Origin of the sequence: Stutzerimonas stutzeri KOS6 (genome assembly GCF_000307775.2) — a bacterium.
GTDB classification, from domain to species: Bacteria; Pseudomonadota; Gammaproteobacteria; order Pseudomonadales; family Pseudomonadaceae; genus Stutzerimonas; species Stutzerimonas stutzeri_B.
The window spans coordinates 1,865,889-1,890,832 of the sequence record NZ_KK020676.1 but is presented as its reverse complement, the minus strand read 5'-3'; the positions used below and the strand labels follow the sequence as shown (position 1 = coordinate 1,890,832).

The following is a 24,944-nucleotide window of genomic DNA, read 5'->3' as shown; positions in this document are numbered from 1 at the left end:
CTATGCCTACGCCGGGTATTGGGTTTGACGTAGAAGACCCGAATCCCAAGCCGGTGGGCTGAAGCCCACCCTACCGCTACACGCATATGCCCGCAGGGTCTGCTGGGTGGCCCACCAACAGATGGATGTGGACGAATCAGGGCTCTTGATTGACCGGCAACACTCCGGCCAATAACGGCAGGCATCGCTTGGTCTCAGGCATCTCCAGCATTAGATTACTGAATCATCTTGGGCACCAAACATAAGTAGAAGGGATAAACAATGGCGCTTACAGATCAAACCACCCGTGTCCGAGAGGGCGAGGAATTGCCCGTCGGCGTCATCGATCAGTATCTCAAGGCGCATATACCGGGCCTGGAAGGGACGCCGCAGATTTCCCAGTTCCCCGGCGGAGCGTCGAATCTGACCTACTTGCTGCAGTACCCCGGCCAGGACCTGGTACTGCGCCGGCCGCCATTCGGGCACAAGGCCAAATCAGCCCATGACATGGGTCGTGAGTTCCGCATACTCAACCAGCTCAACGCAGGCTTTCCTTACTGCCCGAAGGCATACGTCTACTGCACCGACGAATCGGTGATAGGGGCCGAGTTCTACGTGATGGAGCGGGTCAACGGCATCATCCTGCGCTCAGAGCTGCCGCCCGAACTGAACTTCGACGAAGGCCAGACCCGCGCCCTGTGCGAAAGCTTCATCGACAAGTTCGTCGATCTGCACAACGTCGACTATCAGGCCTGCGGCCTCGGCGACCTGGGCAAGCCGGAAGGCTACGTGAAGCGCCAGATCGAGGGCTGGAGCGAACGCTATGAGCGCGCTATCACCCCCGACGCCCCCGCCTGGGAGGCGGTCAAGGCCTGGCTGAAGGACAAGATGCCGGCCGATCACCCCAAGCCCGGGATCATTCACAACGACTACCGCTTCGACAATGTCATTCTCAACCCCGGCAATCCGATGGAAATCATCGGTGTACTGGACTGGGAAATGACCACCATCGGCGATCCGCTGATGGATCTGGGCAACACCCTGGCCTACTGGATCGAAGCCGATGATCCCCAGCCGATGCAGGCAATGCGCCGACAACCAAGTCATCTTCCCGGCATGCATACCCGCCAGGGCTTCGTCGACTACTACGCCCAGCGTGCCGGCATCGAAATCCCCTGCATCGATTTCTATTACACCTACGGCCTGTTCCGCCTGGCCGGAATCGTCCAGCAGATCTATTACCGCTTCCACCATGGCCAGACGCAGGACAAGCGTTTCGCCCAGTTCATCCACATGAACAAGCTGCTCGAACTCAAGGCGCTACAAGTGATCGGGCAATCGAAGCTCTGATACCAACCCACGCCCTGTGGCCCGCCACGGGAACGAACAAGAAAAGAGGAACGACCATGTCCAAGACCACCCTGTTCGATCTAGACGGAAAGATCGCCTTCGTTTCCGGCGCCAGCCGCGGCATCGGCGAAGCCATCGCCAAGCTGCTCGCTCAGCAAGGCGCTCACGTGATTGTCTCCAGCCGCAAGATCGAAGGATGCCAGGCGGTTGCCGACGCGATCATCGCCGCAGGCGGCAAAGCCACTCCGGTTGCCTGCCACATCGGCGAACTGGAGCAGATCCAAGCCGTTTTTGCGCAGATCCGCGAACAGTTCGGTCGCCTCGACATCCTGGTCAACAACGCGGCCACCAACCCCCAGTTCTGCCATATTCTGGACACCGACGTATCGGCCTTCCAGAAAACCGTCGACGTGAACATCCGCGGCTACTTCTACATGTCCGTCGAGGCCGGCAAGCTGATGCGCGAGAACGGCGGCGGCAGCATCATCAACGTCGCGTCCATCAACGGCGTGTCACCTGGCAACTTCCAGGGCATCTACTCGATTACCAAGGGTGCCGTGATCAACATGACCAAGGCCTTCGCCAAGGAATGCGCGCAGTTCGGGATCCGCTGCAATGCCCTGCTGCCCGGCCTGACCGACACCAAGTTCGCTTCGGCGCTGGTCAAGAACGATTCGATTCTGAAAATGGCGCTGCAGCACATTCCGCTGAGCCGAGTCGCCCAGCCAAGCGAGATGGCCGGTGCCGTGCTCTATCTGGCCAGCGAGGCGTCGAGCTACACCACTGGTGTATCGCTGAATGTCGACGGAGGCTATCTGGCCTGATCTTTCCAGGCCGGACCGAAAGGGAGCCCAGGCGGCTCCCTTTTTCGTCTACCAGTTCTTCAACGCCTCGCCAGCCGCAGCACTCACCGGCCTGGCCAGCAGCCCTGTGGGCGCCAGATCAATGGCATAGACGGCACCATCGGCGATCGGTATGTAATCGACGCGCAGCGTTTGCGGCTCCAGCAGATGCAGACTCCGCCGCTCCAGTTGCAGCCACTGCCAGACATCCATCCCCAGAGGCTTCTCGCTCAGGATCACCTGGCCGAGACGCGAAAGATTCTGCTGCTCGACCGCCAGATAGCGTCCGGAAAGCCGCTCCAATCGATAGCCCGGTTCCAGTCCGATCAGCTCGGCGAGGCTCTTCCAGCGAAGCAAGCGCAGGTCGAGCTGCCACAGGTCGCCTTCGAGGATCATCGTGCGCGTCTCCCCACCCTGCTCCAGACTGACTTCGTATCGCTGCGGGCCCTGGGCCTGGAAACCAACGGTGACCAGCGGTCCCTCTTTCGGCAACGCGGCATAGGTGCTGACGTCGCAGGCAATCACGCCGATCACTCCGGCAAGGGCGAGGACCAGGAATCCGCACGTACCGCGCAGCCAGCCCAGCAGCCAGTTGCCTCCCGTCAGCAAGCGCAGCGCCACCAGCAGCACCAGCAACGCCAGCAGAGCGACCACGACCGCAAGCCCGAGATATTGCATAACCAAGCGTCCTTTTCGTTGGGTGCGACATTATCCGCAGAGACAATCAGGGCAGCCAGCGCCAGCGTGGGACGGCGGTCACGGGCTGGCGTTGTTGTGCTGCCGGGCGAGACTGGCGGTCATGCAACCAAGTCCTTTTCTCCGTACGGCGGCCGCATTATTCTCCGCTGTCCCTCCGCCTACCGAGGCCTGCATGCCCTTCGCCCTGGAGCTCGCCCTCGAGCCGTCTACGCTGCTGATTCTGTTTGCCGTCGCCTTCACCGCCGGATTCATCGATGCCATCGCTGGCGGCGGTGGGCTGCTGACGATTCCTGCCCTGCTCACAGCCGGCCTGCCGCCACATCTGGTGCTGGGCACCAACAAGCTGTGTGCCACCTTCGGTTCGGCCACGGCCAGCTACACCTTCTACCGGCGGCGTCTTTTCGAGCCCGGGCTGTGGCGCCGCGCGCTACTCGGCACTGCAATTGGTGCAGCCCTGGGTGCGCTGCTAGCGCAGTTCCTGCCCGCGGACTGGCTGAACCAGCTGCTACCCCTGGTGGTTTCCGCCTGCGGCATCTATCTGCTGTTCAGCCACATGCCGGCCAAGGGCGGCAGCGACACGGCGAGCATCGGGCGCAGACGCCAATGGCCGCATAGTCTCTTGCTCGGCTTCTACGACGGGGTGGCCGGGCCAGGTACCGGTGCGTTCTGGACGGTCAGCAGCATGCTGCTCTACCCACTGGACCTGTTACGCGCCAGCGGTGTTGCCCGAACGATGAACTTCGTCAGCAATGCAGTGGCGCTGGCCATGTTCATCATCGGCGGGCATGTCGCCTGGGTGCTTGGTATCGGCATGGGCCTGGCCTTGATGGCCGGAGCCTATTTCGGCGCACGCACGGCGATTCGCGGCGGTTCGCGATTCATCCGCCCGGTCTTCATCCTGGTCGTTCTTGCGATGAGCCTGCGCCTAGCCTGGCAACACTGGTTCGGGGCGGCCTAGCCGGCGCGCCAGATAAAGCTCGATCAGGTAGCGGGCAATGGACTGCCGGGCAGGCAGCGCCGGCAGGTTGTCGATGGAAAACCAGCGAGCATCCTCGATTTCCTCAGGCTGCAGCACAATGTCGCCACCGGCGTATTCGGCGTGGAACCCCAGCATCAGCGAATGCGGAAACGGCCAGCCCTGGCTGGCGATGTATTGCGGTGGATGGATGGCAACCCCCACTTCTTCGCGCACCTCGCGGGCAACGCATTGCTCCACCGACTCCCCCGGTTCCACATAGCCGGCCAGGGTGCTGTAGACCCCGGGCGCAAAGCGTGGTGAGCGCGCCAGGAGCAACTCGTCTTCGCGAGTGACCAGGACGATCATGCTCGGCGAAAGCCGCGGATAATGCTGCAAGCCACAGGCCGGGCAATACATCGCGCGTTCGCCCGCCCGTGACAGCATCGGCGAGCCACAACTGCCACAGAATCGATGCTGGCTCACCCATGTGCCGATCTGCGTGGCGTAGCCGAGCAGCCGGAACAGGTCCTGGTCTTCATGCTGCATGAACTGACGCAGACCCTGCCAGCGTGCACCCGGCACCTCGGCCGGGACATCCAGTTCGAACAGGAACACCGGCTCGCCGTCGAAATGCCCCAGGCCCTGCTCGCTCAACAACGGCAGCTCCAGACGCTTGAGCCAGTCCCGCGGAAACAGCACGCCACTGTCATCGAGCAGGAACTGCTGGCGACAGTGCACCACTGCCCACCCTCCCGGCATCGAGGGATCGAGCAGCGCGGCTTGCCAGCGCAGGCTCATCAGGCCGCCACCCGCATGCCCAGCGCACGCACACTTTCGCTGGCCAGGTCGAGCACGTTCAAGCGCGAGTCATCACGGCGCAGCACGGCACCGCCCTCGAGGTAGTACTCCAGGCTGGTCAACGCATCGGCGAGCGTTTCGAGCAGTTGCTCAGGCGGCATCTGATTCGATTCGAGCATTTGCTTCTGGATGAAGTCCGCACAGGCACCGATCAGTTCCGCGGCGCGTTCCTGCTCGAGGAAGCGCAGCCCGCCGCGTACCGCCTGGAGGCTGAACGGCACATTGGCCAGGTGCAGCTTTTCACCGCTGGACTCGAGATAGGCGGTAATGGCCCGCTTGGCCAGCGCAAGCCCGGCAGTCGCTTCTTCGATCACCACGATTCGGGCCTCGGTCAACTGGTGGTTGGCAAAGGCTTCCGTTTCCATACCAGGCCGGACGACCTGTGGCTTGGCATCGCGGCGGTCGCCCCGCTCGAGGCTGGCGACCATGCTCTCGACATACAGCACGGCATCGGCAAGCCGCTGGATGACGCCCGGCTCTGGCGGATGTTCGAGACTCCAGCCGGACACGTCGCCCAGTTGGGCCTGCAGGGTGCTGGCAGCGGACGACAGCCCCACCATTCCCAGCGTCTTGGCCATCTTGCCAAGCAGGTTGTACAGGCTCGAATAGGCGTCGGCTTGCGCGGTGCCGCGCTCGATCAGGTCGAGCAGATCCTTGAGGCTGGCCAGCTCTTCGCGGATCGCCGACGACAGCGAGCGCATGACGGCCTGGCCTGGGCCGGCCAGGCGCTGAGACTCCTCCTCGAGCATATGGTCGGTGAACGGCAGCGGGCTCAGCGAAAATACCTGGCGCACCTGACTGGCGACCGGTCCGCGGCTGTCAGCCAGGGCCACCACGTACAGCAGTTCCTTTAGCAGGCTGCGCGGCGCCTCGTATGCAGGGTTGCCATTGAGCAGCTTGAGTTGCCTGTCCAGCCGCGAAAACAGTTGTTTGCGCGCCTTGCGCGGCAACAGCTGCCCGTCCAACTGGGACTCGACGGCCGCGCTGCCAATCCAGCACAAACGACTTGCCGGGGACTCGATGAACAGCTGATCGAGACGAGTGAGCGCACGGCACATCAGCTTCAGGCTCGCCGCCAGGTTCTCTTCGCGAATGAAACCCAGTAACCCGATCTGATACATCTGTCGCAGCCGCCGAGCTTCGCTAGCTGGCGCGTCGCCAGCCCGAACCGGTACGTCGGCCAGTGGACGAGCGTTATCGAGCCGCACACTGAAGAAGAAGCTTTCCGGCAGCGGTGACTGCGCGCAGACCTGACGCAAGGCGTTGATGGCTGGCAGGAGCAGCTCGGGAATCTCCTGGCGACTGGCGTCGACACTTTCCAGATAGCGGCGCAATACGTAGAGCGCATTGCTCAGCGCAGCGATCTGTCCATCTCGATCCTCGCCGGCACCGACGGGTATGTCAGTCGCGAGCTGCAGTATTTCCTGCGCCAGCAGCTCGGCTCCGGTCAGCTCGATCAGGTTGAGGGTGCCGCGCACCTGCTTGAGATTTTCCACGGCCTGTTGCAACAGGCCACCATTGTTGCGATCGATGATGAAGTGCTCGAGGCTCTGTTCCGCCTCTTCCATCGTGGCAAACAGCTCATCACGAACCAGCCCGAGTGAAGTAGCTCCAGTGACCATGCCTAGCGCGCCTCCCGCGCAAACGTCAGGTGATGCATCAGTCGGCAAAGTCCGGCTTCTGTTTGCTCATGTGGGCGGCGATGGCGACCTTGATATCCGCCGACTGCAGCATCGCGGCGTTCCAGGTGGCGATGTATTCGAGGCCGTCGTCGACACGATGGTCGCGCATGTAGCGAATCATTTCCTTGGTACCACGGATGGCAACGGGCGATTTGCTGGCAATGTCGCGAGCCAGCTCGAGCACGCCATCCATCATGCCCTGCTGATCGGGGTAGGTGCGATTGACCAAACCGATGCTGCGCGCTTCCTCGCCGTCGATGGTACGACCGGTGAAGGCCAGCTCACGCATCATGCCGTCGCCGATGATCCGCGGCAGACGCTGCAGGGTACCGACATCCGCGGCCATGCCCATGTCGACTTCCTTGATGGCGAACTTCGCGCCCGTCGTGCTGTAGCGCATGTCGCAGGCCGAGATCAGGTCGATGGCGCCCCCCAGGCAGTAGCCCTGGATAGCCGCGATGACGGGCTTGCGACAGTTGTCCACGGCGTTGAAAGACGCCTGCAGGGAGAGGATCTTGCTCCGCAGCCGCTCGGCATTGCGGCCGATGTCGGTGCCCAGCTGGCTACCCACCGAGGCCAGCAGTTGCAGATCGATACCCGAGGAAAAGTGCTGGCCGGCGCCGCTCAGAACGACTACGCGAACTTCGTCGGTGGCATCGATCCAGTTGAAGATATCGATGATTTCCGACCAGAACGCGGCATCCATCGCATTGATCTTCTCCGGCCGGTTGATCACGACTTGGGCAATCTTGTCCGCCAACTCTACACGGAAGGCTTTGTATTCGGTCACGCTATCATCCTCGACAGCAAGGGCGTATGGGGACCGTCGCAGCGGGGCAATCCCTACGACGGCGGACAACTATAACAACTGCTACCACGGCGAGTGAATGTGGTTGCAGACGATGTGATACAGACCTCGCCGCCGGGCGACCTGTCATGCCGTGCAGAAGGCGACGGCAGGCAGGCGATCACCCTTCGCGGATGCAATCGACGGTATATGCGTGACCGGACGAGCCGGCTTCGTGCTGCAAACCGTGGACGTCTGCATCGAACCCCGGGAAGCGCTCGGCAAAATCACGCGCGAAAATAAGGTAATCGAGAATCGAGCGAGTTGCCTCGGTGAAGCGTTCGCCCGGCATGATCAGCGGGATTCCCGGCGGATACGGCACCAGCATCACCGCAGCGATACGCCCGCTCAGCGCCTCGATCGGCACGGCCTCGACTTCGCCACGAACCAGCTTGTCATAAGCCTGTGCTGGCGTCATCGCCGGCTCCGGCAGCGCCATATACATCCGCCGCATGGCACGTGCCGTGGCATTCTCGCGGTAGCAGGCATGCAGCGCATCGCACAGGTCGCGCAAGCCCATGCCGGCGTAGGCCGTCGCGCCGGAGCGGGCAATCGACGGCAAGGCGTCGACCAGCGGGACGTTGGCATCGTAATGGCGCTTGAATTCGAGCAACTCGGTCAGCAGCGTGCTCCATTTGCCTTTGGTGATGCCCATGGAGAACAGCACCAGCATCGAGTACAAGCCGGTCTTCTCCACCACCAGGCCGCGCTCCCAGAGGAACTTGCTGACCACCGCCGCCGGGATACCGCTCGCGCCCAGCGCGCCCGAGGCGCTGAGCCCCGGCGTCACCAGCGTCACCTTGATCGGGTCGAGCAGCACGTAATCGTCGGCCACATCACCGAAGCCATGCCAGTCGGCTGTCGGCTCGAGCAGCCAATCCGGCGTCACCAGGGACTCGGCACCATCGACCAGCGGCGGCTGCCAGATGCTGAACCACCAGTCGTCGGGATCGAAATGCTGGCGCAGGTTGGCCAGCGCCCGACGAAAGCTCAGCGCCTCGTCGAAGGTTTCCTGGATCAGCGAACGACCGGCCGGCCCTTCCATCATTGCCGAGGCCACGTCCAGCGATGCCAGGATGCCGTACTGCGGGGATGTGGAGATGTGCATCATGAACGCTTCGTTGAAGCGGTCGCGGTCGAGCTGGCGGGTCTGGCTGTCGAGTACGTGGATCATCGAGGCCTGGCTGAACGCCGCCAGCAGCTTGTGCGTGGAATGGGTGGTGAACACCAGCGGCCCCTGCTCGCGGGTATCCATGCCGTAGCGGCCATCGTAGAACTCGTGGAATGCCGCGTAGGCATACCAGGCCTCGTCGAAATGCAGCACCTCGACATTGTCCGCCAGGGTGCGCTTGATCAGGTTGGCGTTGTAGCAGAGCCCGTCATAGGTGGAGTTCGTCACCACCGCCAGCTTGACCTTGGGCGGCCGCCCGCGCGCCAGCGGGTTGGCAGCGATCTTCGCCTGGATCGACTCGCGGGTGAATTCCGCCAGCGGGATCGGCCCGATGATGCCCAGTTCGTTGCGCGCCGGGCTCATGTACAGCGGGATGGCACCGGTCATGATGATCGCGTGCAGGATCGACTTGTGACAGTTGCGATCGACCAGCACCAGATCGTCGCGCGCGACCATGGAGTGCCAGACGATCTTGTTCGCCGTCGAGGTGCCGTTGATCACGAAGAACGTGTGGTCCGCGCCGAAATTGCGCGCGGCACGGGCTTCGGCGGCGGCCAGCGGCCCGGTGTGATCGAGCAGCGACCCGAGTTCGGGCACCGAGACCGACAGGTCCGAGCGCAACGTGTTCTCACCGAAGAACTGATGAAACGCCTGACCCACCGGGCTCTTGCGGTAGGCCACGCCACCACCGTGGCCCGGCGTATGCCAGGAGTAATTCGACTCGCCGGTATGCTGCACCAGGGCACGGAAGAATGGCGGCAGCAGGTCCTCGAGGTAGTTGCGCGCCGCCCGGGCGACCTGCCGGGCGAGGAACGGCACGGTGTCCTCGTAGAGATACAGCAGCCCGCGCAGCTCGTTGAGATCGGCCATTGCCTCGGCCGGAGCGTTTTCGATGGTGATCTGCTCACCCAGGGCGAAGATCGGCAGCCGTGGCGCGCGGCGTCGGGCGACCCGGATCAACTCCACCACATCATGCAGCAGCCGCTGGTTGTCACCGGCGCCTTCCGCTGCCACCAGAATGCAGGCCAGGCCGTGATGCGTCGAAGCGACGATCCGCCCCTCGTTCGAACTGGCAGTGGGCAGGATGTTGAAGCCGTCGCGCTCCAGTTCCGAAGCGATACCGCGCACCCGTTCGCCAGCGACGGTGTCGGCCTTGATGTCGCGGTGAACGATGAGGATGGGGAATTTCAGGTCTTTGTACATGCGCGCTCTCTGCAGACGATCCATCTACAGGGTAGAAGCGTCCGCAGCAAAGGAACAGCGCAGCACGATCAGCCGCCCACCTGCACAGCGGTGCAGCGGTGCAGCGGGTATCAGCTTTCCAGCTGCAACCAGAGCGGCGCGGCGCCCGCGGCCTTCTCGATGGCGGCCATGCGCGCCATGTGCGCGGCGACCTCCTCCTCGCTGGCACGCAGGATTGCCGTACGCGCTCGATCCGCCGCCAGCCGGCGAATCGGGCTGGGCTGCGGACGACCGCCATCGGAGCTCTCGCCCTCCCCGGCGAGCGACAGGTTGGTCTGCCCGCCGGTCATGGTCAGCCAGACGTCGGCAAGAATCTCCGCATCGAGCAAAGCGCCGTGCAGATCACGACCGGAGTTGTCCACGCCGTAGCGCTTGCAAAGCGCATCGAGGCTGTTGCGCTGACCGGGATGCCGCTCGCGAGCCATCAACAGCGTATCGAGCACCGAGCAGTGATCGGTGATCTCGGCGCGGTCCTGCTGGCCGAGCAGGGCGAATTCGTTATTGATGAAGCCGAGGTCGAACGCCGCGTTGTGGATGACCAGCTGCGCGTCCTTGATGAAATCGAAGAACTCGTCGGCCACATCGCGGAAGCGCGGTTTGTCGAGCAGAAACTCGTTGGTGATGCCGTGAACGGCGATCGCGCCCTCGTCCACCTCGCGATCGGGTTGCAGATAGACATGGTAATGCCGACCGGTCAGGCGCCGGCCGATGACCTCGACGCAGCCGATCTCGATGATGCGGTGGCCATCGGTCACCGGCATGCCGGTGGTTTCGGTATCGAGCACTACACTGCGCATTCGTTTCGCTCACTCACACAATCGGTTGTCTTTTGGCCTGTACTACGCCGCGGTTGGCCAGCAGGTCGGCCTGCTCGTTGCCTGGATGTCCGGTATGACCACGGACCCACTCCCAGCTCACCTGATGGCGACCGACCTGCTCGTCGAGCTGCTGCCACAGATCGGCATTCTTGACCGGCTGCTTGCTTGCAGTCTTCCAGCCACGCTTTTTCCAGTTGGGCATCCAGTCGTTGATACCCTGCATGACGTACTGCGAGTCGGTCACCAGCCGCACCTTGCAGGGGCGCTTCAGCTCGGCGAGCGCCCGGATCGCCGCCATGAGCTCCATGCGGTTGTTGGTGGTATCCGGCTCGCCGCCCCAGAGCTCACGCTTGACGCCCTTGTAGACAAGCAGCGCACCCCAGCCGCCCGGGCCAGGATTGCCCTTGCAGGCACCGTCTGTATAAACCTCGACCCAATCGTCGCTCATGTGGATTGCTAACTCGCTCTGTCGGCTTCTTTCGGGCTGTCACGCAGGCCGGCGCTATTCGGCGTCCCGGCGGCTGACCTTGGCTACTGGCATCGGTAGCAGCTTGCCCATACGCTCGCGGCGCTCTTGGCGCAACGGCCGCAGGCCGATCATCAGCTTGCGCGCAACCAGCAGGTAGAAGCCGCCGGTCGGCGCCTGCAACTGCTGTCCGAATGTCTCGAGCCTAGACAGGCGCGCCTGCCAGTCGCCCGAGGAAAGCGGTGGACAATAGCACCCGAAGCGACGTTTCTCCAGCGCGAATCCCAGCAGGTTGAGCCAGTCACCGACACGCGATGGACGAATGCAGCGCGCTTGGCGCAGGGCCTCGCGCGACAGCAGGTGGCGCAAGCCCCAGGCACTCCACGGGTTGATTCCGACGATCAGCAGATGCCCGCCGGGACGCACGCCGCGTGCCGCTTCGCGCAACAGCCCGTGCGGCGAAAGACTGAAGTCCAGCGCGTGCTGCAGGACCACGACGTCCGCGGCATGCTCGCCGAGCGCCCAGGCCTGCTCTTCACAGTGGATTTCCACACCAGGCAAGGGAGCACCAAGGCGCACACTGCGCTTGATGTTCTGTGGCTGCACCGGCTCCCCGCCGAATGGGCCGTTGTGCACCAGATAGCTACCGAAACAGCGCGCCAGCTCTTCGCTGAGGATATGCCGTTCCTGCGCCAGCAACTGCTGGCCCAGCGGCCCCTCGAACCATTCGGCAGCCTGATTGATCAGGGACAGCCAATGGTCGCTGCCTTGGGTCGACGGTCGATCGTTCATCGCTCGGCTCCGTTCGCCTGCGGGTTTGCGCGGCGCTGAATTCGCTCGGATTCAACTGCCCATGGGACCGCCAGGGTCTGTCCACGTTTCGCACGCGGCTTGCGACCAGGCGGGAACAGACCCTAGGATGCGCCTTTGTCACACGATTGGCGACCCGCCCATGTTGAAGATCGAAGCCCTCCCCGCTTTCACCGACAACTACATCTGGTTGCTGCAGGATGACGCAACGCAGCGATGTGCCGCAGTCGATCCCGGCGATGCCGCGCCTGTCCTAGCCTGGCTGCAAAGCCATCCGCAATGGCAGTTGAGCGATATCCTGGTGACCCATCACCATCACGATCACGTCGGCGGAGTCGAACGGCTGAAGGCGCAAACCGGCGCCAGGGTCTACGGCCCGGCAACCGAGAAAATTCCCGCACGCGACGAAGCGCTCGACGACGGCCAGTGCATACGGATACTCGGAGCGGATCTGCAGGTCATCGCGGTGCCCGGGCACACCCTGGGGCACATCGCCTATTTCCATGCCGACACCGAGCAGCCCTGGCTGCTGAGCGGCGACACGCTGTTCGCCGCCGGCTGCGGCAGGCTCTTCGAGGGCACCGCCGGGCAGATGTTCGAATCGTTACGGCGCCTGGCGAGCGTACCGGACGACACGCTCGTTTATTGCACCCACGAATACACCCAGAGCAATCTGCGCTTTGCCCAAGCGGTAGAGCCGGACAATGCGGACATCCTGCAACGGGCACGAGAGGTGGCGGTATTACGCGAGTCGAACCAGATCAGCCTGCCCACCACGATGCGGACCGAACGCCTCACCAACCCCTTCCTGCGCACTGGCGTAGCGGCGGTCAGGCAGGCCGCCAGGCGGCATGGCGGCACCGATCCTGTCGGCGAAAGCGACGTTTTCGCGGCGTTGCGGGCCTGGAAAGACCGCTTCTGAACAAGCTCGACAGGTTCCCGAAACGAGACGGGCAAACTTGACCCCATCAGGGTGCGTTCCTAGAATCCCCCGAATTTTGTTTCAGGGGACGAATCCAGCCAATGCCGCCAGCTCCCAAGAAACGCCTCGAACCGGACGCCTTGGCAGCCTCTGGTCGTGCGTTGGCCCTCGCCGTATGCGTTGCCCTAGCGGGCTGTCAGAGCAACTCCGAGCGCGATAACCATGCACTCGACCTCTCGAGAGGCGCGAATGGGCCCGTGCCGCAGGAGCCGATCTGGCTGAGCGAACCCCCCGCCGTCACCGAGCATGAGGACATCTGGACACGCATCCGTGAGGGCTACAAGCTTCAGGAATACCTGGACAGCAACCCCCGCATCGAACAACAACGCCTGCTTCTCGCCAGTCGCCCCCAGTCCATCGAAATCTCCAGCGAACGCAGCAGTCCTTTCATCCACTACATCGTCGAACGTCTCGAAGAGCGGGACATGCCGCTGGAGCTGGCGCTGCTGCCGGTCATCGAAAGCTCGTACGATCCCTTCGCCTACTCTCCTGCTCACGCGGTGGGACTCTGGCAGTTCATTCCATCCACCGGCAGGCACTTCAACCTCCGGCAGACCAACTGGTACGACGGACGCCGCGACATCACCGCGTCGACGAATGCCGCGTTGCGCTACCTGAGCTACCTGCACGGGCTGTTCAATGGCGACTGGCTGCTCGCCCTGGCGGCCTACAACGCAGGCGAAGGGACAGTCAGCCGAGCGATCGAGCGCAACCAGAAGCTGGGCCTGCCAACCGACTACTGGAACCTGCCGCTGCCGCGGGAAACCCGCGACTATGTGCCGAAGCTGCTGGCACTGTCCCAGCTGATCGAAACCCCTGAAGCCTACGGGATCAACCTGAACCCGATCGCCAACGAACCCTATTTCGAAGTCATTGCGCTCAAGCAGCGCATGGATCTGGCCCGGGTGGCGAAGCTTGCCGATCTGGACGAGGACGAGCTGTACCAGCTGAACCCCGCCTTCACTCGCCGCATCACGCTGGATGGCCCGCAACAGTTGCTCGTGCCCATGGAAAAGGCCGAGATGCTGGCGGCCAACCTGGCACTGATGAAGCCGCAGGAATTGGTCGACTGGAAGCAATACACCGTCAGTGCGGGCGACACGCTGGGCGCGATCGCCAACCGGCACCACCTGACGGTGAATATCATCCGCGACGTCAATCGCCTCAGGAACGACTCGCTGCGTATCGGCCAGGTGCTGAACATTCCCACCAGTTCCGATGCCAATGCCTCCAGGGAGTTGCTGCATGCGGTTGCGCGCCAGCCGGCCTCGACTCCGCGCAGCTACCGGGTCAGGCCTGGCGACAACCTATGGGACATTGCCAAGGCGCAGCGCGTCTCGGTGCGCGACCTGCAGCGCTGGAACAACCTGTCCGGCAGCCAGCTCAAGGTCGGACAGGCGCTGTTCCTGCAAGGGCCGGCCGCCACCACGGCGAAGGCTGAAGGCGACTCGCCGACCTATTACAAGGTGCAGAAAGGCGACTCGCTGTACGAGATCGCCAAGCGGTTCAACGTTCAGTTGACCCATCTGAAAATCTGGAATCCGAAAGGCACCGAGGTCCTGCGCCCCGGCCAGTTGCTCACCCTCTACCTGCCGAACTGATCCCTGCTCCCGGATTGGCCCGCCTGGCCGTGCACCCTTGCAGGATAGACTTCAGCCCGCCATTGGAGACGAAACCAGAGCGGGCCGACAAGACCGATCCGCGAAGAGCACCCGCCTCCAGCCTGGACAGCTTGCGCCGGGCCGAGGGCCCGCAGGGCCTGTTGGCGGACTGAAGCCCAGCTACCGCGCTGCAGCCCCGAGGGACAGGCACATCCTAGCGCTCACCTCGACCCATGCAAGAGGGGAAATGAAAGCCGCTTCGCCCAGGCTGCCTGGCCTTTTTCCAACGCATACAAGCTGTTACTGTACCGGCCCGAGAAGCCCGTAAGCGCCAAGGATCGGATCCCCCGTCTGATGCGAGCCCTGCTACTGTTACTGACCTGCCTGGCCTTGAGCTTTCCCGCCCTCGCCACCATCAGCGAAAGCCATGGTTATGCGCAGTTCGGCACTCTTAAGTATCCAGCCTCATTTACCCACTTCGACTGGGTGAATCCGCGTGCGCCAAAGGGTGGCCGGATCAAGCTGATGGCGTCCGGTACCTTCGACACGCTGAACCCTTATACCTTCAAGGGCACCAGCCCCAGCTCGACCCCCGGTTTCCTGCAATATGGCATCAGCGAATTGAACGAGCCGCTGATGGTCGGCACCGGCGTCTACGATCCGTCCGGTGACGAGCCTGCCTCGAGCTACGGCCTGATCGCCGAATCGGTGGAGTACAGCGACAACCACAGCTGGGTGGTATTCAACCTGCGCACAGAGGCACGCTTCCATGACGGCAAGCCCATCACTGCCTATGACGTCGCCTTTTCCTACCGGGTGCTGGTCAGGGACGGGCATCCGCGTTACCGCACCAACCTGCAGGGTGTGAAACGCGTCGACATTCTCAACCGCCATCGCATCCGCTTCGTCTTCGAGCAACCCAACAATCCCCTGCTGATCATGCGCCTCGGCGAGTTGCCGGTGTTGCCGCAGCATTACTGGAAGAATCGCGACTTCAAGGCCACCACCTTCGAGCCGCCGCTGGGCAGCGGCCCCTATCGCATCACCCATGTGCAGCCAGGCCGCCAGGTCGTCTTCGAGCGGGTGCGCGACTGGTGGGGCGCCAAGCTTGCGGTCAACCGGGGCAAATACAACTTCAACCGTGTCGACATCGAGTTCTACCGCGATAACGTGGTGGCCTTCGAAGCCTTCAAGGTCGGCGAATTCGACTTCTTCATCGAGCACCAGGCGAAGAACTGGGCCAACGGCTATCAGTTTCCCGCCGTGATGCGTGGCGACATCATCCGTGCCGAGATTCCCCATCAGATTCCGACCCAGACCCAGGCCTTGTTCATGAACGGCCGCCGCTCGGCCTTTGCCGACAAGCGCGTCCGCGAAGCGCTCGGCCTGATGTTCGACTTCGAATGGACCAACCGTGCGCTGTTCTATGGCGCCTACCGCCGCAGCGAAAGCTACTACCCCAACAGCGATTTCACCGCGACCGGCAAGCCGGAAGGCGGCGAGTGGCTGCTGCTTTCGCCCTATCGCAAGCAGCTTCCGGCCAGGCTGTTCAGCGAGCCGTTCCAGCTCCCGAAAACCGACGGTCGCGGCATTCCGCGCGAGACGCTGCGCCATGCACTGGGTCTGCTCGCCGAAGCCGGCTGGAAAGCCTCGGATGCGGGCCTGCTCAACAGCTCCGGGCAAGCGCTGCGCTTCGAGATCCTGCTGGTCAATCCGCGGCTGGAACGCATCCTCCAGCCTTACGTCGAAAACCTGGCCCGCATCGGCATTCAGGCCACCCTGCGCACCGTTGACAGCGCGCAATACAAGCAGCGCCTCGATCATTACGACTACGACATGATCCTGATGACCCTGGCGCAGAGCCTAAGCCCGGGGATCGAGCAATACCTGTACTTCCATTCCAGCCAGGCCAATGTCAAGGGCGGGCGCAATTACGCCGGCATTGCCAACCCGATCGTCGACGACCTGATCGACAAGCTGCTCGCCGCGCAAACCCGCGACGAGCAGGTCGCAGCAGCCCGCGCCATCGACCGGGTGCTGCTCTGGAACCACTACACCATTCCAAACTGGTTCATCAGTAACCACCGCCTGGCGTACCGCAATCGGTTCGCCCATGTCACCACGCCGCCCTATACGCTGGGCTTGCGCGCCTGGTGGCTGAAGAGCCTGGAGAAGACCAAATGAACGATCGCGCGCGCCATTCGCTGCTTCGAGCCGGGCTGCTGGGGCTGCTCTGCCTGGCAGGTATCGCCCAAGCCGGCCCTCGCCATGCCCTGACGCTGTATGACGAGAAGCCCAAGTACCCGGCCAATTTCCAGCATTTCGACTACGCCAACCCGGACGCGCCCAAAGGCGGCACGTTGCGCCAGGCCGGTTTCGGCAGCTTCGACTCGCTCAACCCGTTCATCAACAAGGGCGTTGCCGCCGACGACATCGGCCTGATCTACGACACCCTCACCAGCAACAGCCTGGACGAGCCCTTCACCGTCTATGGCCTGCTCGCGGAAAAGATCGAAAAGGGCCCGAACAACAGCTGGGTACGCTTCCATCTGCGACCTGAGGCTCGCTTCCACGACGGCGAGCCGGTGAAGGCCGAGGACGTTGTATTCACCTTCGAAACCCTGATGAGCCAGGGTGCGCCACATTATCGCGGCTACTATGCCGACGTGGAGAAAGTGGTCGCCGAAAGCCCACGACGGGTGCGCTTCGACTTCAAGCACGCCGGCAACCGCGAACTGCCGATGATCCTCGGGCAACTGCCGGTACTGCCCAAGCATTGGTGGGAAGGCCGCGATTTCACTTCGGGTAGCCTGGAGCCGCCCCTTGGGAGCGGCCCCTATCGGGTCGAGAAGGTCCAGGCGGGGCGTTCGATTCGCTATGCCCGCGTCGAGGATTACTGGGGCAAGGACCTGCCGGTGAATCGCGGCTTCTACAATTTCGACCAGGTGAACTTCGACTACTACCGGGACAACACCGTGGCGCTGCAGGCGTTCAAGGCCGGTCATTTCGACTATTGGTTCGAAACCAGTGCGAAGAACTGGGCCACCGCCTACGACATCGCCGCAGTGCGGGACGGGCGCATCGTCAAGGACGAGATTCGCAACCACAACCCGACCGGAATGCAGGGGTTCATCTTCAACATCCGCCGTCCACAACTGCAGGACCGCCGTGTCCGCGAGGCGCTCGGACTGCTGTTCGACTACGAATGGACCAATCGCCAGCTGTTCAACGGCGCCTACACCCGCACCCGCAGCTACTTCGACAACTCCGAGTTGGCTTCTTCAGGGCTGCCGGACAAGGACGAGCTCAAGGTACTCGAACCGCTGCGCGGCAAGATTCCGGACGAAGTATTCGACAAGCCGTTCGACCTGCCGCATACCGAAGGTGACGGCGTGATCCGCAAGCAGCAGCGCCAGGCGTATCGTCTGCTGACCGAAGCGGGCTGGAAGGTCGAGAACGATCGGATGGTGGATGCTCAGGGCAAACCGGTGAAGCTGGAGTTTCTCCTGGTGCAGGCCGAGTTCGAACGCGTCCTGCTGCCGTACAAGCGCAACCTGGCCGACCTGGGCATCGAACTGGAGATCCGCCGGGTAGACGTCTCGCAGTACATCAACCGGCTCCGCTCGCGCGACTACGACATGATCGTCAGCGGTTTCGGCCAGTCCAACTCGCCGGGTAACGAGCAGCGCGAATACTGGCATTCGGCGAGCGCCGACAATCCCGGCAGCCGCAATTTCATCGGCCTCAAGGACCCGGCGATCGACGCCCTGGTTGAAGGCCTGATCGGCGCGGACTCGCGCAAGGAACTGGTCACCCACACCCGCGCCCTCGACCGGGTGCTGCTCTGGGGCCATTACGTGGTGCCGAACTGGCATATCAAGACCTGGCGAGTGGCCTACTGGAATCACCTGGCGCATCCGCAGGTCACGCCGCAGCAGGACATCGGCCTGATGACCTGGTGGCACAAGCCCGACGCGCCGGTTCCCGCAGCCGCGCCGGCCGAGGCGAACGAAGCCGAACAGGCCGGTACCGCCGGGGCGGAGCGCTAAGCATGCTGGCCTACATCGTTCGCCGACTGCTGCTGATCATCCCCACGCTGTTCGGCATCCTGCTGATCAACTTCATCATCATCCAGGCCGCGCCTGGCGGCCCGGTGGAGCAGGCGATCGCCAAGCTCGAGGGCTTCGAGGGCGCGACCAGCCGCATCGCCGGAGGCGGATCGGAGGTCGCGGTGGGCGGCACCAGCTACCGCGGCGCACAAGGCCTGGACCCCGAACTGGTCGCCGAGATCGAGCGCCTGTACGGCTTCGACAAGCCGCCCGCCGAGCGTTTCTGGATCATGCTCAGCAATTACCTGCGACTGGACTTCGGCGAAAGCTTCTTCCGTGACGCCAAGGTGACCGACCTGATCATCGAGAAGATGCCCGTATCGATCTCGCTCGGCCTGTGGAGCACGCTGATCATGTACCTGGCCTCGATTCCGCTGGGCATCGCCAAGGCCACCCGCCACGGCAGCAAGTTCGACGTCTGGACCAGCTCGGCAATCATCGTCGGCTACGCCATTCCGGCATTCCTCTTCGCCATCCTGCTGATCGTGCTGTTCGCCGGCGGCAGCTACTGGAACTGGTTTCCGCTGCGCGGGCTGACCTCGGCCAACTTCGACGACCTGACCCTGGGCGGCAAGATCATCGACTATTTCTGGCACCTGGCCCTGCCAGTCACCGCACTGGTGATCGGCAACTTCGCGACGCTGACGCTGCTGACCAAGAACAGCTTCCTCGACGAGATCAACAAGCAGTACGTGATCACGGCCCGGGCCAAGGGCCTGAGCAAGAATCGGGTGCTTTACGGCCATGTGTTCCGCAATGCCATGCTGATCATCATCGCCGGCTTTCCGGCCGCCTTCATCGGCATGTTCTTCACCGGCTCGCTGCTGATCGAGGTGATCTTCTCCCTCGACGGACTCGGTCTGCTCAGCTTCGAGGCGGCGATCAACCGCGACTATCCGGTGGTGTTCGGCACCCTCTTCCTCTTCACCCTGCTCGGCCTGGTGGTGAAGCTGATCGGCGACCTGACCTACACCCTGGTCGATCCGCGCATCGATTTCGAAAGCAGGGAGGCCTGAGATGCAGTTGTCCCCCCTCAACCAGCGCCGATTGGCGCTGTTCAAGGCGCACAAGCGTGGCTGGTGGTCGCTGTGGATCTTCCTCGCCCTGTTCGTGCTGAGCCTCGGCGCGGAGATCATCGCCAACGACAAGCCGATCGTGGTGCGCTACGACGGCGAATGGTTCTTCCCGGTATTCAAACGCTATCCGGAAACGGCGTTCGGCGGCGAATTCCCGCTACAGGCCAACTACAAGAGCCCTTACATCCAGGAACTGATCGCCGAGAAGGATGGCTGGATGATCTGGCCGGTCATTCCCTTCAACTATTCGAGCATCAACTACGAACTGCAGGTGCCCGCACCCGCGCCGCCGTCGCTGGATAACTGGCTGGGCACCGACGACCAGGGCCGCGACGTGCTGGCGCGGGTGATCTACGGCTTCCGCATCTCGGTGCTGTTCGCCCTGACTCTGACCCTGATCAGCTCGGTCATCGGCGTGATCGCCGGAGCGCTGCAGGGCTTCTACGGCGGCTGGGTCGATCTGGTCGGGCAACGCCTGCTGGAGATCTGGTCCGGTCTGCCGGTGCTCTACCTGCTGATCATCCTCGCCAGCTTCGTGCAGCCGAACTTCTGGTGGCTGCTCGGCATCATGCTGCTGTTCTCCTGGATGAGCCTGGTGGACGTGGTCCGCGCCGAGTTTCTCCGCGGCCGCAACCTTGAATACGTGCGCGCCGCGCGCGCACTGGGCATGCAGAACGGCGCGATCATGTTCCGCCATATCCTGCCCAACGCCATGGTTTCCACCATGACCTTCATGCCGTTCATTCTCACCGGCGCCATCGGCACCCTCACCGCCCTGGACTTTCTCGGTTTCGGCCTGCCAGCCGGTTCGCCGTCGCTGGGTGAACTGGTCGCCCAGGGCAAGGCCAACCTGCAGGCGCCCTGGCTGGGTATCAGTGCCTTCATGGTGCTGGCGGTCATGCTGACTCTGCTGGTGTTCATCGGGGAGGCGGCGCGCGATGCCTTCGACCCAAGGAAATAAGATGGCCGAGAATCCGATTAGCGAGAATCTGGTCGAGGTCCGCGACCTGGCCGTCGAGTTCGTCACCGGCGAGCAGGTCCAGCGTGTCGTCGAAGGCGTGACCTTCGATATCCGCAAGGGCGAAACCCTGGCGCTGGTCGGTGAAAGCGGCTCGGGCAAGTCGGTCACCGCGCATTCCATCCTGCGCCTGCTGCCCTACCCGCTCGCTCGCCATCCCCAAGGGCAGATCACGTTCCACGGCCAGGACCTGCTCAAGGCCGACGAAAAGGCCATGCGCAAAATCCGTGGCAATCGCATCGCCATGGTCTTCCAGGAGCCAATGACCTCGCTCAACCCGCTGCATACGGTGGGCAAGCAGATCAACGAGGTGCTGGAGATCCACAAGGGCCTGCGCGGCAAGGCCGCAACTGCCCGCACCCTGGAGTTGCTCGAACTGGTCGGTATCCCGGAGCCGCGCAAACGCATCCGCGCCTACCCGCACGAGCTGTCGGGCGGCCAGCGGCAACGGGTGGTCATCGCCATGGCGCTGGCCAACGAGCCTGAACTGCTGATCGCCGACGAGCCAACCACTGCGCTGGACGTCACCGTGCAGCTGAAAATCCTCGAACTGCTGAAGGAGTTGCAGGCCCGCCTGGGCATGGCGCTGCTACTGATCAGCCACGATCTGAACCTGGTTCGGCGCATTGCCCATCGCGTATGTGTCATGCAGCGCGGTCGCGTCGTCGAACAGGCGTTGTGTGAAGATCTGTTCCGCGCGCCTCAGCATCCGTATACCCAGGAACTGCTCGCGGCCGAGCCCAGTGGCGGTCCCGTCGCAGTGGAAGAAGCGGCACCACTGCTGGAAGTGGACGACCTGCGCGTATGGTTCCCGATCAGGAAGGGCCTGTTGCGGCGCACCGTCGACCACATCAAGGCGGTCGACGGCGTGAACTTCAGCCTGCCCAAGGGGCAGACGCTGGGTATCGTCGGCGAAAGCGGCTCCGGCAAGTCCACCCTGGGACTGGCTATCCTGCGCCTGCTGGGCAGTCGCGGGAATATCCGCTTCCAGGGCGAACAACTGCAAGGCATGTCGCAGCGCCAGGTACGGCCGTTGCGCCGGCAGATGCAGGTGGTCTTCCAGGATCCGTTCGGTAGCCTGAGCCCGCGCATGTCGGTCGGACAGATCATCGGAGAGGGACTGCGCATCCACCGGATGGGCAATGCGCAGGAGCAGGAACAGGCAATCATTGACGCGCTCGTGGAGGTTGGCCTCGATCCGGAAACCCGGCATCGCTACCCCCATGAGTTTTCCGGCGGACAACGGCAACGCATTGCCATTGCCCGGGCTCTGGTGTTGAAGCCGGCGCTGATACTGCTCGACGAGCCGACCTCGGCACTCGATCGCACGGTTCAGCGCCAGGTGGTGGAGCTTCTGCGTTCGTTGCAGGCCAAGTACAACCTGACCTACTTGTTCATCAGCCATGACCTGGCGGTGGTCAGGGCGCTCAGCCACCAGATGATGGTGGTCAAGCAGGGCCAGGTGGTGGAACAGGGTGCGGCCGCTGAAATCTTTGCGGCGCCGCAACATCCGTATACACAGCAGCTGCTGGAATCCGCCTTCATGGCGCCCCGCGCTGCCGAACAACCAGAAGAGGGACAAGCACATGGGTTTTCTCACCGGTAAGCGCGTACTGATCGTCGGCGTTGCCAGCAAACTGTCGATTGCCTCGGGCATCGCCGCCGCCATGCATCGCGAAGGTGCGGAGCTGGCTTTCACCTACCAGAACGACAAGCTCAAGGGCCGCGTCGAGGAATTCGCCGCCGGCTGGGGTTCGAGCCCCGAGCTGTGCTTCCCCTGCGACGTCGCCCACGACGAGGACATCGCCCGCGTATTCGAAGAGCTGGCCAAGAAGTGGGACGGCCTGGATTGCATCGTGCACTCGGTCGGCTTCGCGCCGGGCGACCAGCTCAACGGCGACTTCACCGAAGTGACCACCCGTGAAGGTTTCAAGATCGCCCACGACATCAGCGCCTACAGCTTCGTGGCCCTGGCCAAGGCCGGCCGCGAGATGATGAAGGGCCGCAACGGCAGCCTGCTGACCCTCTCCTACCTGGGTGCCGAGCGCACCATGCCGAACTACAACGTGATGGGCATGGCCAAGGCCAGCCTGGAAGCAGGCGTTCGCTACCTGGCCGGCAGCCTCGGCCCGGAAGGCACCCGCGTGAACTGCATCTCCGCCGGCCCGATCCGCACCCTGGCCGCTTCCGGCATCGCCAGCTTCCGCAAGATGCTCGCCGCCAACGAGAAGCAGACCCCCCTGCGCCGCAACGTCACCATCGACGAAGTGGGCAATGCCGGCGCATTCCTCTGCTCGGACCTGGCTTCCGGCATCAGCGGTGAAATCCTCTACGTCGACGGTGGCTTCAACACCACCGCGATGGGCTCGCTGGAAGACTGATCGCGGCTTTCCCGGATTCGCTTTCGGAACGCAACGGACCCCGCCTGATGGCGGGGTTCGTGTTTCTGTTGCCCGAGCATCTGCTGCCCGAGCATCTGTTGCGCTGAGCAGGTCAACGAGCCCGCCGTGCATGCGCACGCCCGGCCCTGACTGATTACCCAGAACGCAAAAACCCCGGCCATCGCGACCGGGGCTCTGCTTGCACAAGCCCGACAACCGTCGGGCTTGTGCACACTGCTTGGGATCAGCGCTTGGCGACCAGCTCCTTCGGCAGCTTGAAGGTCCAGAGCATGCCGCCCTGGTTGAACTCCTTCACACGCTTGGCCACTTCGCCACCCCACAGCGGTACCGCACCGCCCCAGCCGGACAGGACGGAGACGTACTGCTCGCCGTCCATTTCCCAGGTGACCGGAGAACCGATGACGCCCGAGCCGGTGTTGAACTCGTAGACCTTCTTGCCGGTCTTGGCGTCGAAGGCCATCAGATAGCCCTCGGGGTTGCCGGTGAACACCAGGTTGCCCTTGGTCGCCAGCACGCCGCCCCACAGCGGAGCGTAGTTGTTGTAGCGCCACACTTCCTTGCCGGTCTTCGGATCGATGGCGCGCAGCACACCGATGAAGTCTTCGTTGAGCGGCTTGATGGTGAAGCCGGCACCCAGGTAGGCGGCGCCCTTCTTGTAGGCTACACCTTCGTTCCAGATGTCCATGCCCCACTCGTTGGACGGCACGTAGAACAGGCCGGTGTCCTGGCTGTAGGCCATGGGCATCCAGTTCTTGCCGCCAAGGAAGGACGGTGCGACGAACACCGACTTGCCCTTGTCCGCATCGGCAGGATTGCCCGGGCGGTGGGTTTCGTCATAGACCGGACGGCCATTCTTGTCCAGGCCCTTGGCCCAGGTGATCTTGTCGACGAACGGGAAGCCACGGATGAACTTGCCGTTGGTGCGATCGAGCACGTAGAAGAAGCCGTTGCGGTCGGCGGTGCCGGCAGCCTTGATGGTCTTGCCGCCGTCCTGGTAGTCGAAGGAGATCAGCTCGTTCACGCCGTCGAAGTCCCAGCCGTCGTGCGGCGTGGACTGGAAGTGCCACTTGATCGAGCCGTCGTTCGGGTCCAGCGCCAGACGCGAGGACGAGTACAGGTTGTCGCCAGGGCGCAGGTGCGAGTTCCACGGTGCCGGGTTACCGGTACCGAACAGCAGCGAGTCGGTGTCCGGATCGTAGTAGCCGCCCAGCCATGGAGCCGCGCCGCCGGTCTTCCACAGGTCGCCCGGCCAGGTCTTGCCGGCTTCCCCGCCGGAAATGCCGCTCTCGACCTTCTTGCCGTCCTTCCAGACGTAACCCATGTGGCCTTCCACGGTCGGACGGGTCCACAGCAGCTCGCCATTCTTGGCGTTGTAGGCCTCGATCTTGCCGACCACGCCGAATTCGCCACCGGACACGCCGGTGATCAGCTTGCCATTGACCACCAACGGTGCGGCAGTCAGCGAGTAACCGGCCTTGTAGTCAGCGACGGTCTTTTTCCAGACCACCTTGCCGGTGTCCTTGTTCAGGGCAACCAGCTTGGCGTCCAGGGTGCCGAAGATCACCAGGTCGCCGTACAGCGCAACGCCGCGGTTGATCACGTCACAGCACGGCATGATGCCGTCGGGCAGGCGCGCATCGTACTGCCACAGCTCCTTGCCGGTACGGGCATCCAGTGCATAGACGCGCGAATAGGAACCGGTGATATACATCACGCCGTCCTTGATCAGCGGCTGCGCTTCCTGACCGCGCTGCTTTTCACCGCCCAGAGAGAAGCCCCAAACCGGTCGCAACTGATCGATGTTATTGGTGTTCAACGTATCCAGCGGGCTGTAGCGCTGGCCCTGCAAACCCAGACCATTGGTGACGATCTGGTTGGTGGATTTGGCGTCGTTCAGGATTTCCTGGTCGGTTACGGCCCAGGCGTGCAGGCTGGACATCGCCACCGCGGCGCATAGCGCCGTCATGGCGAAGGGCTTGCGAAGACCGGTGTGCTTCATTGCGGCTACCTCTGCGGGTTCATTGTTATGCCGGG

Annotated in this window: 20 protein-coding genes; 11 read left to right on the top strand and 9 right to left on the bottom strand. The window is 63.2% G+C overall.

The features are described 5' to 3' along the window. The first annotated feature begins 261 nt into the window (after positions 1 to 261). Positions 262 to 1,329 (top strand): phosphotransferase family protein, encoded by a 1,068-nt coding sequence (locus B597_RS36760; protein WP_024162123.1) that lies wholly within the window; start codon positions 262 to 264, stop codon positions 1,327 to 1,329. 56 nt (positions 1,330 to 1,385) lie between these two features. Further along, positions 1,386 to 2,153 carry an SDR family oxidoreductase gene (locus B597_RS36755; protein WP_003295074.1) on the top strand — a complete coding sequence of 256 codons (768 nt, stop codon included), beginning with the start codon at positions 1,386 to 1,388 and terminating at the stop codon, positions 2,151 to 2,153. A 48-nt stretch (positions 2,154 to 2,201) separates the two neighbouring features. On the opposite strand, the gene B597_RS36750 is transcribed toward B597_RS36755, so the two are convergent. Then, complete coding sequence (locus B597_RS36750; protein WP_003295075.1) at positions 2,202 to 2,849, bottom strand: hypothetical protein; 648 nt, start codon at positions 2,847 to 2,849, stop codon at positions 2,202 to 2,204. Between the two features lie 193 nt (positions 2,850 to 3,042). Between B597_RS36750 and B597_RS36745 the strand changes: the two genes are divergently transcribed. Further along, positions 3,043 to 3,828: a TSUP family transporter gene (locus B597_RS36745; RefSeq protein WP_003295076.1), complete on the top strand. Its 786-nt coding sequence runs from the start codon at positions 3,043 to 3,045 to the stop codon at positions 3,826 to 3,828. On the opposite strand, the gene nudC is transcribed toward B597_RS36745, so the two are convergent. The 7 genes from nudC to B597_RS36710 all read right to left on the bottom strand — a co-directional run bounded on the left by nudC (position 3,796) and on the right by B597_RS36710 (position 11,704). Continuing rightward, positions 3,796 to 4,626, bottom strand: coding sequence for an NAD(+) diphosphatase (nudC, locus tag B597_RS36740; RefSeq protein WP_003295077.1), 831 nt, complete (start codon positions 4,624 to 4,626; stop codon positions 3,796 to 3,798). The genes B597_RS36745 and nudC overlap by 33 nt on opposite strands. Then, positions 4,626 to 6,308 carry a FimL-related protein gene (locus B597_RS36735; protein WP_003295078.1) on the bottom strand — a complete coding sequence of 561 codons (1,683 nt, stop codon included), beginning with the start codon at positions 6,306 to 6,308 and terminating at the stop codon, positions 4,626 to 4,628. Before B597_RS36735 ends, nudC begins: the two co-directional genes overlap by 1 nt. A 37-nt stretch (positions 6,309 to 6,345) precedes the next feature. Then, positions 6,346 to 7,158 (bottom strand): crotonase/enoyl-CoA hydratase family protein, encoded by an 813-nt coding sequence (locus B597_RS36730; protein WP_024162121.1) that lies wholly within the window; start codon positions 7,156 to 7,158, stop codon positions 6,346 to 6,348. 178 nt (positions 7,159 to 7,336) lie between these two features. Continuing rightward, positions 7,337 to 9,589, bottom strand: coding sequence for an Orn/Lys/Arg family decarboxylase (locus tag B597_RS36725; RefSeq protein WP_003295080.1), 2,253 nt, complete (start codon positions 9,587 to 9,589; stop codon positions 7,337 to 7,339). Positions 9,590 to 9,699: 110 nt separating this feature from the next. Continuing rightward, the gene (gene dnaQ, locus B597_RS36720; protein ID WP_003295082.1) at positions 9,700 to 10,425 is read right to left on the bottom strand and encodes a DNA polymerase III subunit epsilon; all 726 of its coding nucleotides are present in this window, start codon (positions 10,423 to 10,425) and stop codon (positions 9,700 to 9,702) included. Positions 10,426 to 10,438: 13 nt separating this feature from the next. Beyond that, positions 10,439 to 10,894 (bottom strand): ribonuclease HI, encoded by a 456-nt coding sequence (rnhA, locus tag B597_RS36715; protein WP_003295083.1) that lies wholly within the window; start codon positions 10,892 to 10,894, stop codon positions 10,439 to 10,441. Between the two features lie 54 nt (positions 10,895 to 10,948). Continuing rightward, positions 10,949 to 11,704: a class I SAM-dependent methyltransferase gene (locus B597_RS36710; protein ID WP_003295084.1), complete on the bottom strand. Its 756-nt coding sequence runs from the start codon at positions 11,702 to 11,704 to the stop codon at positions 10,949 to 10,951. Positions 11,705 to 11,864: 160 nt separating this feature from the next. Between B597_RS36710 and gloB the strand changes: the two genes are divergently transcribed. The 8 genes from gloB to fabI all read left to right on the top strand — a co-directional run bounded on the left by gloB (position 11,865) and on the right by fabI (position 22,889). Then, a complete protein-coding gene (gene gloB / locus B597_RS36705; protein ID WP_003295085.1) occupies positions 11,865 to 12,644 on the top strand; it encodes a hydroxyacylglutathione hydrolase in 780 nt (259 codons plus the stop codon). A 101-nt stretch (positions 12,645 to 12,745) separates the two neighbouring features. Continuing rightward, a complete protein-coding gene (locus B597_RS36700; RefSeq protein WP_192939399.1) occupies positions 12,746 to 14,305 on the top strand; it encodes a lytic transglycosylase domain-containing protein in 1,560 nt (519 codons plus the stop codon). A gap of 354 nt (positions 14,306 to 14,659) precedes the next feature. Further along, complete coding sequence (locus B597_RS36695; protein ID WP_003295087.1) at positions 14,660 to 16,489, top strand: extracellular solute-binding protein; 1,830 nt, start codon at positions 14,660 to 14,662, stop codon at positions 16,487 to 16,489. Continuing rightward, positions 16,486 to 18,354 carry an extracellular solute-binding protein gene (locus B597_RS36690; protein ID WP_003295089.1) on the top strand — a complete coding sequence of 623 codons (1,869 nt, stop codon included), beginning with the start codon at positions 16,486 to 16,488 and terminating at the stop codon, positions 18,352 to 18,354. Before B597_RS36695 ends, B597_RS36690 begins: the two co-directional genes overlap by 4 nt. Positions 18,355 to 18,356: 2 nt before the next feature. After that, positions 18,357 to 19,430, top strand: coding sequence for a microcin C ABC transporter permease YejB (locus B597_RS36685; protein ID WP_003295091.1), 1,074 nt, complete (start codon positions 18,357 to 18,359; stop codon positions 19,428 to 19,430). 1 nt (position 19,431) lies between these two features. Further along, the gene (locus B597_RS36680; protein ID WP_024162119.1) at positions 19,432 to 20,451 is read left to right on the top strand and encodes an ABC transporter permease; all 1,020 of its coding nucleotides are present in this window, start codon (positions 19,432 to 19,434) and stop codon (positions 20,449 to 20,451) included. Position 20,452: 1 nt separating this feature from the next. Continuing rightward, complete coding sequence (locus tag B597_RS36675; RefSeq protein ID WP_003295094.1) at positions 20,453 to 22,114, top strand: ABC transporter ATP-binding protein; 1,662 nt, start codon at positions 20,453 to 20,455, stop codon at positions 22,112 to 22,114. After that, a complete protein-coding gene (gene fabI / locus B597_RS36670; protein WP_024162118.1) occupies positions 22,095 to 22,889 on the top strand; it encodes an enoyl-ACP reductase FabI in 795 nt (264 codons plus the stop codon). Before B597_RS36675 ends, fabI begins: the two co-directional genes overlap by 20 nt. Before the next feature lie 244 nt (positions 22,890 to 23,133). Here the strand turns inward: fabI and B597_RS36665 are convergent, their stop codons facing one another. Then, on the bottom strand, positions 23,134 to 24,909 hold the full coding sequence (locus B597_RS36665) for a PQQ-dependent methanol/ethanol family dehydrogenase (RefSeq protein WP_003295098.1): 1,776 nt from the start codon (positions 24,907 to 24,909) through the stop codon (positions 23,134 to 23,136). Positions 24,910 to 24,944 lie beyond the last annotated feature (35 nt).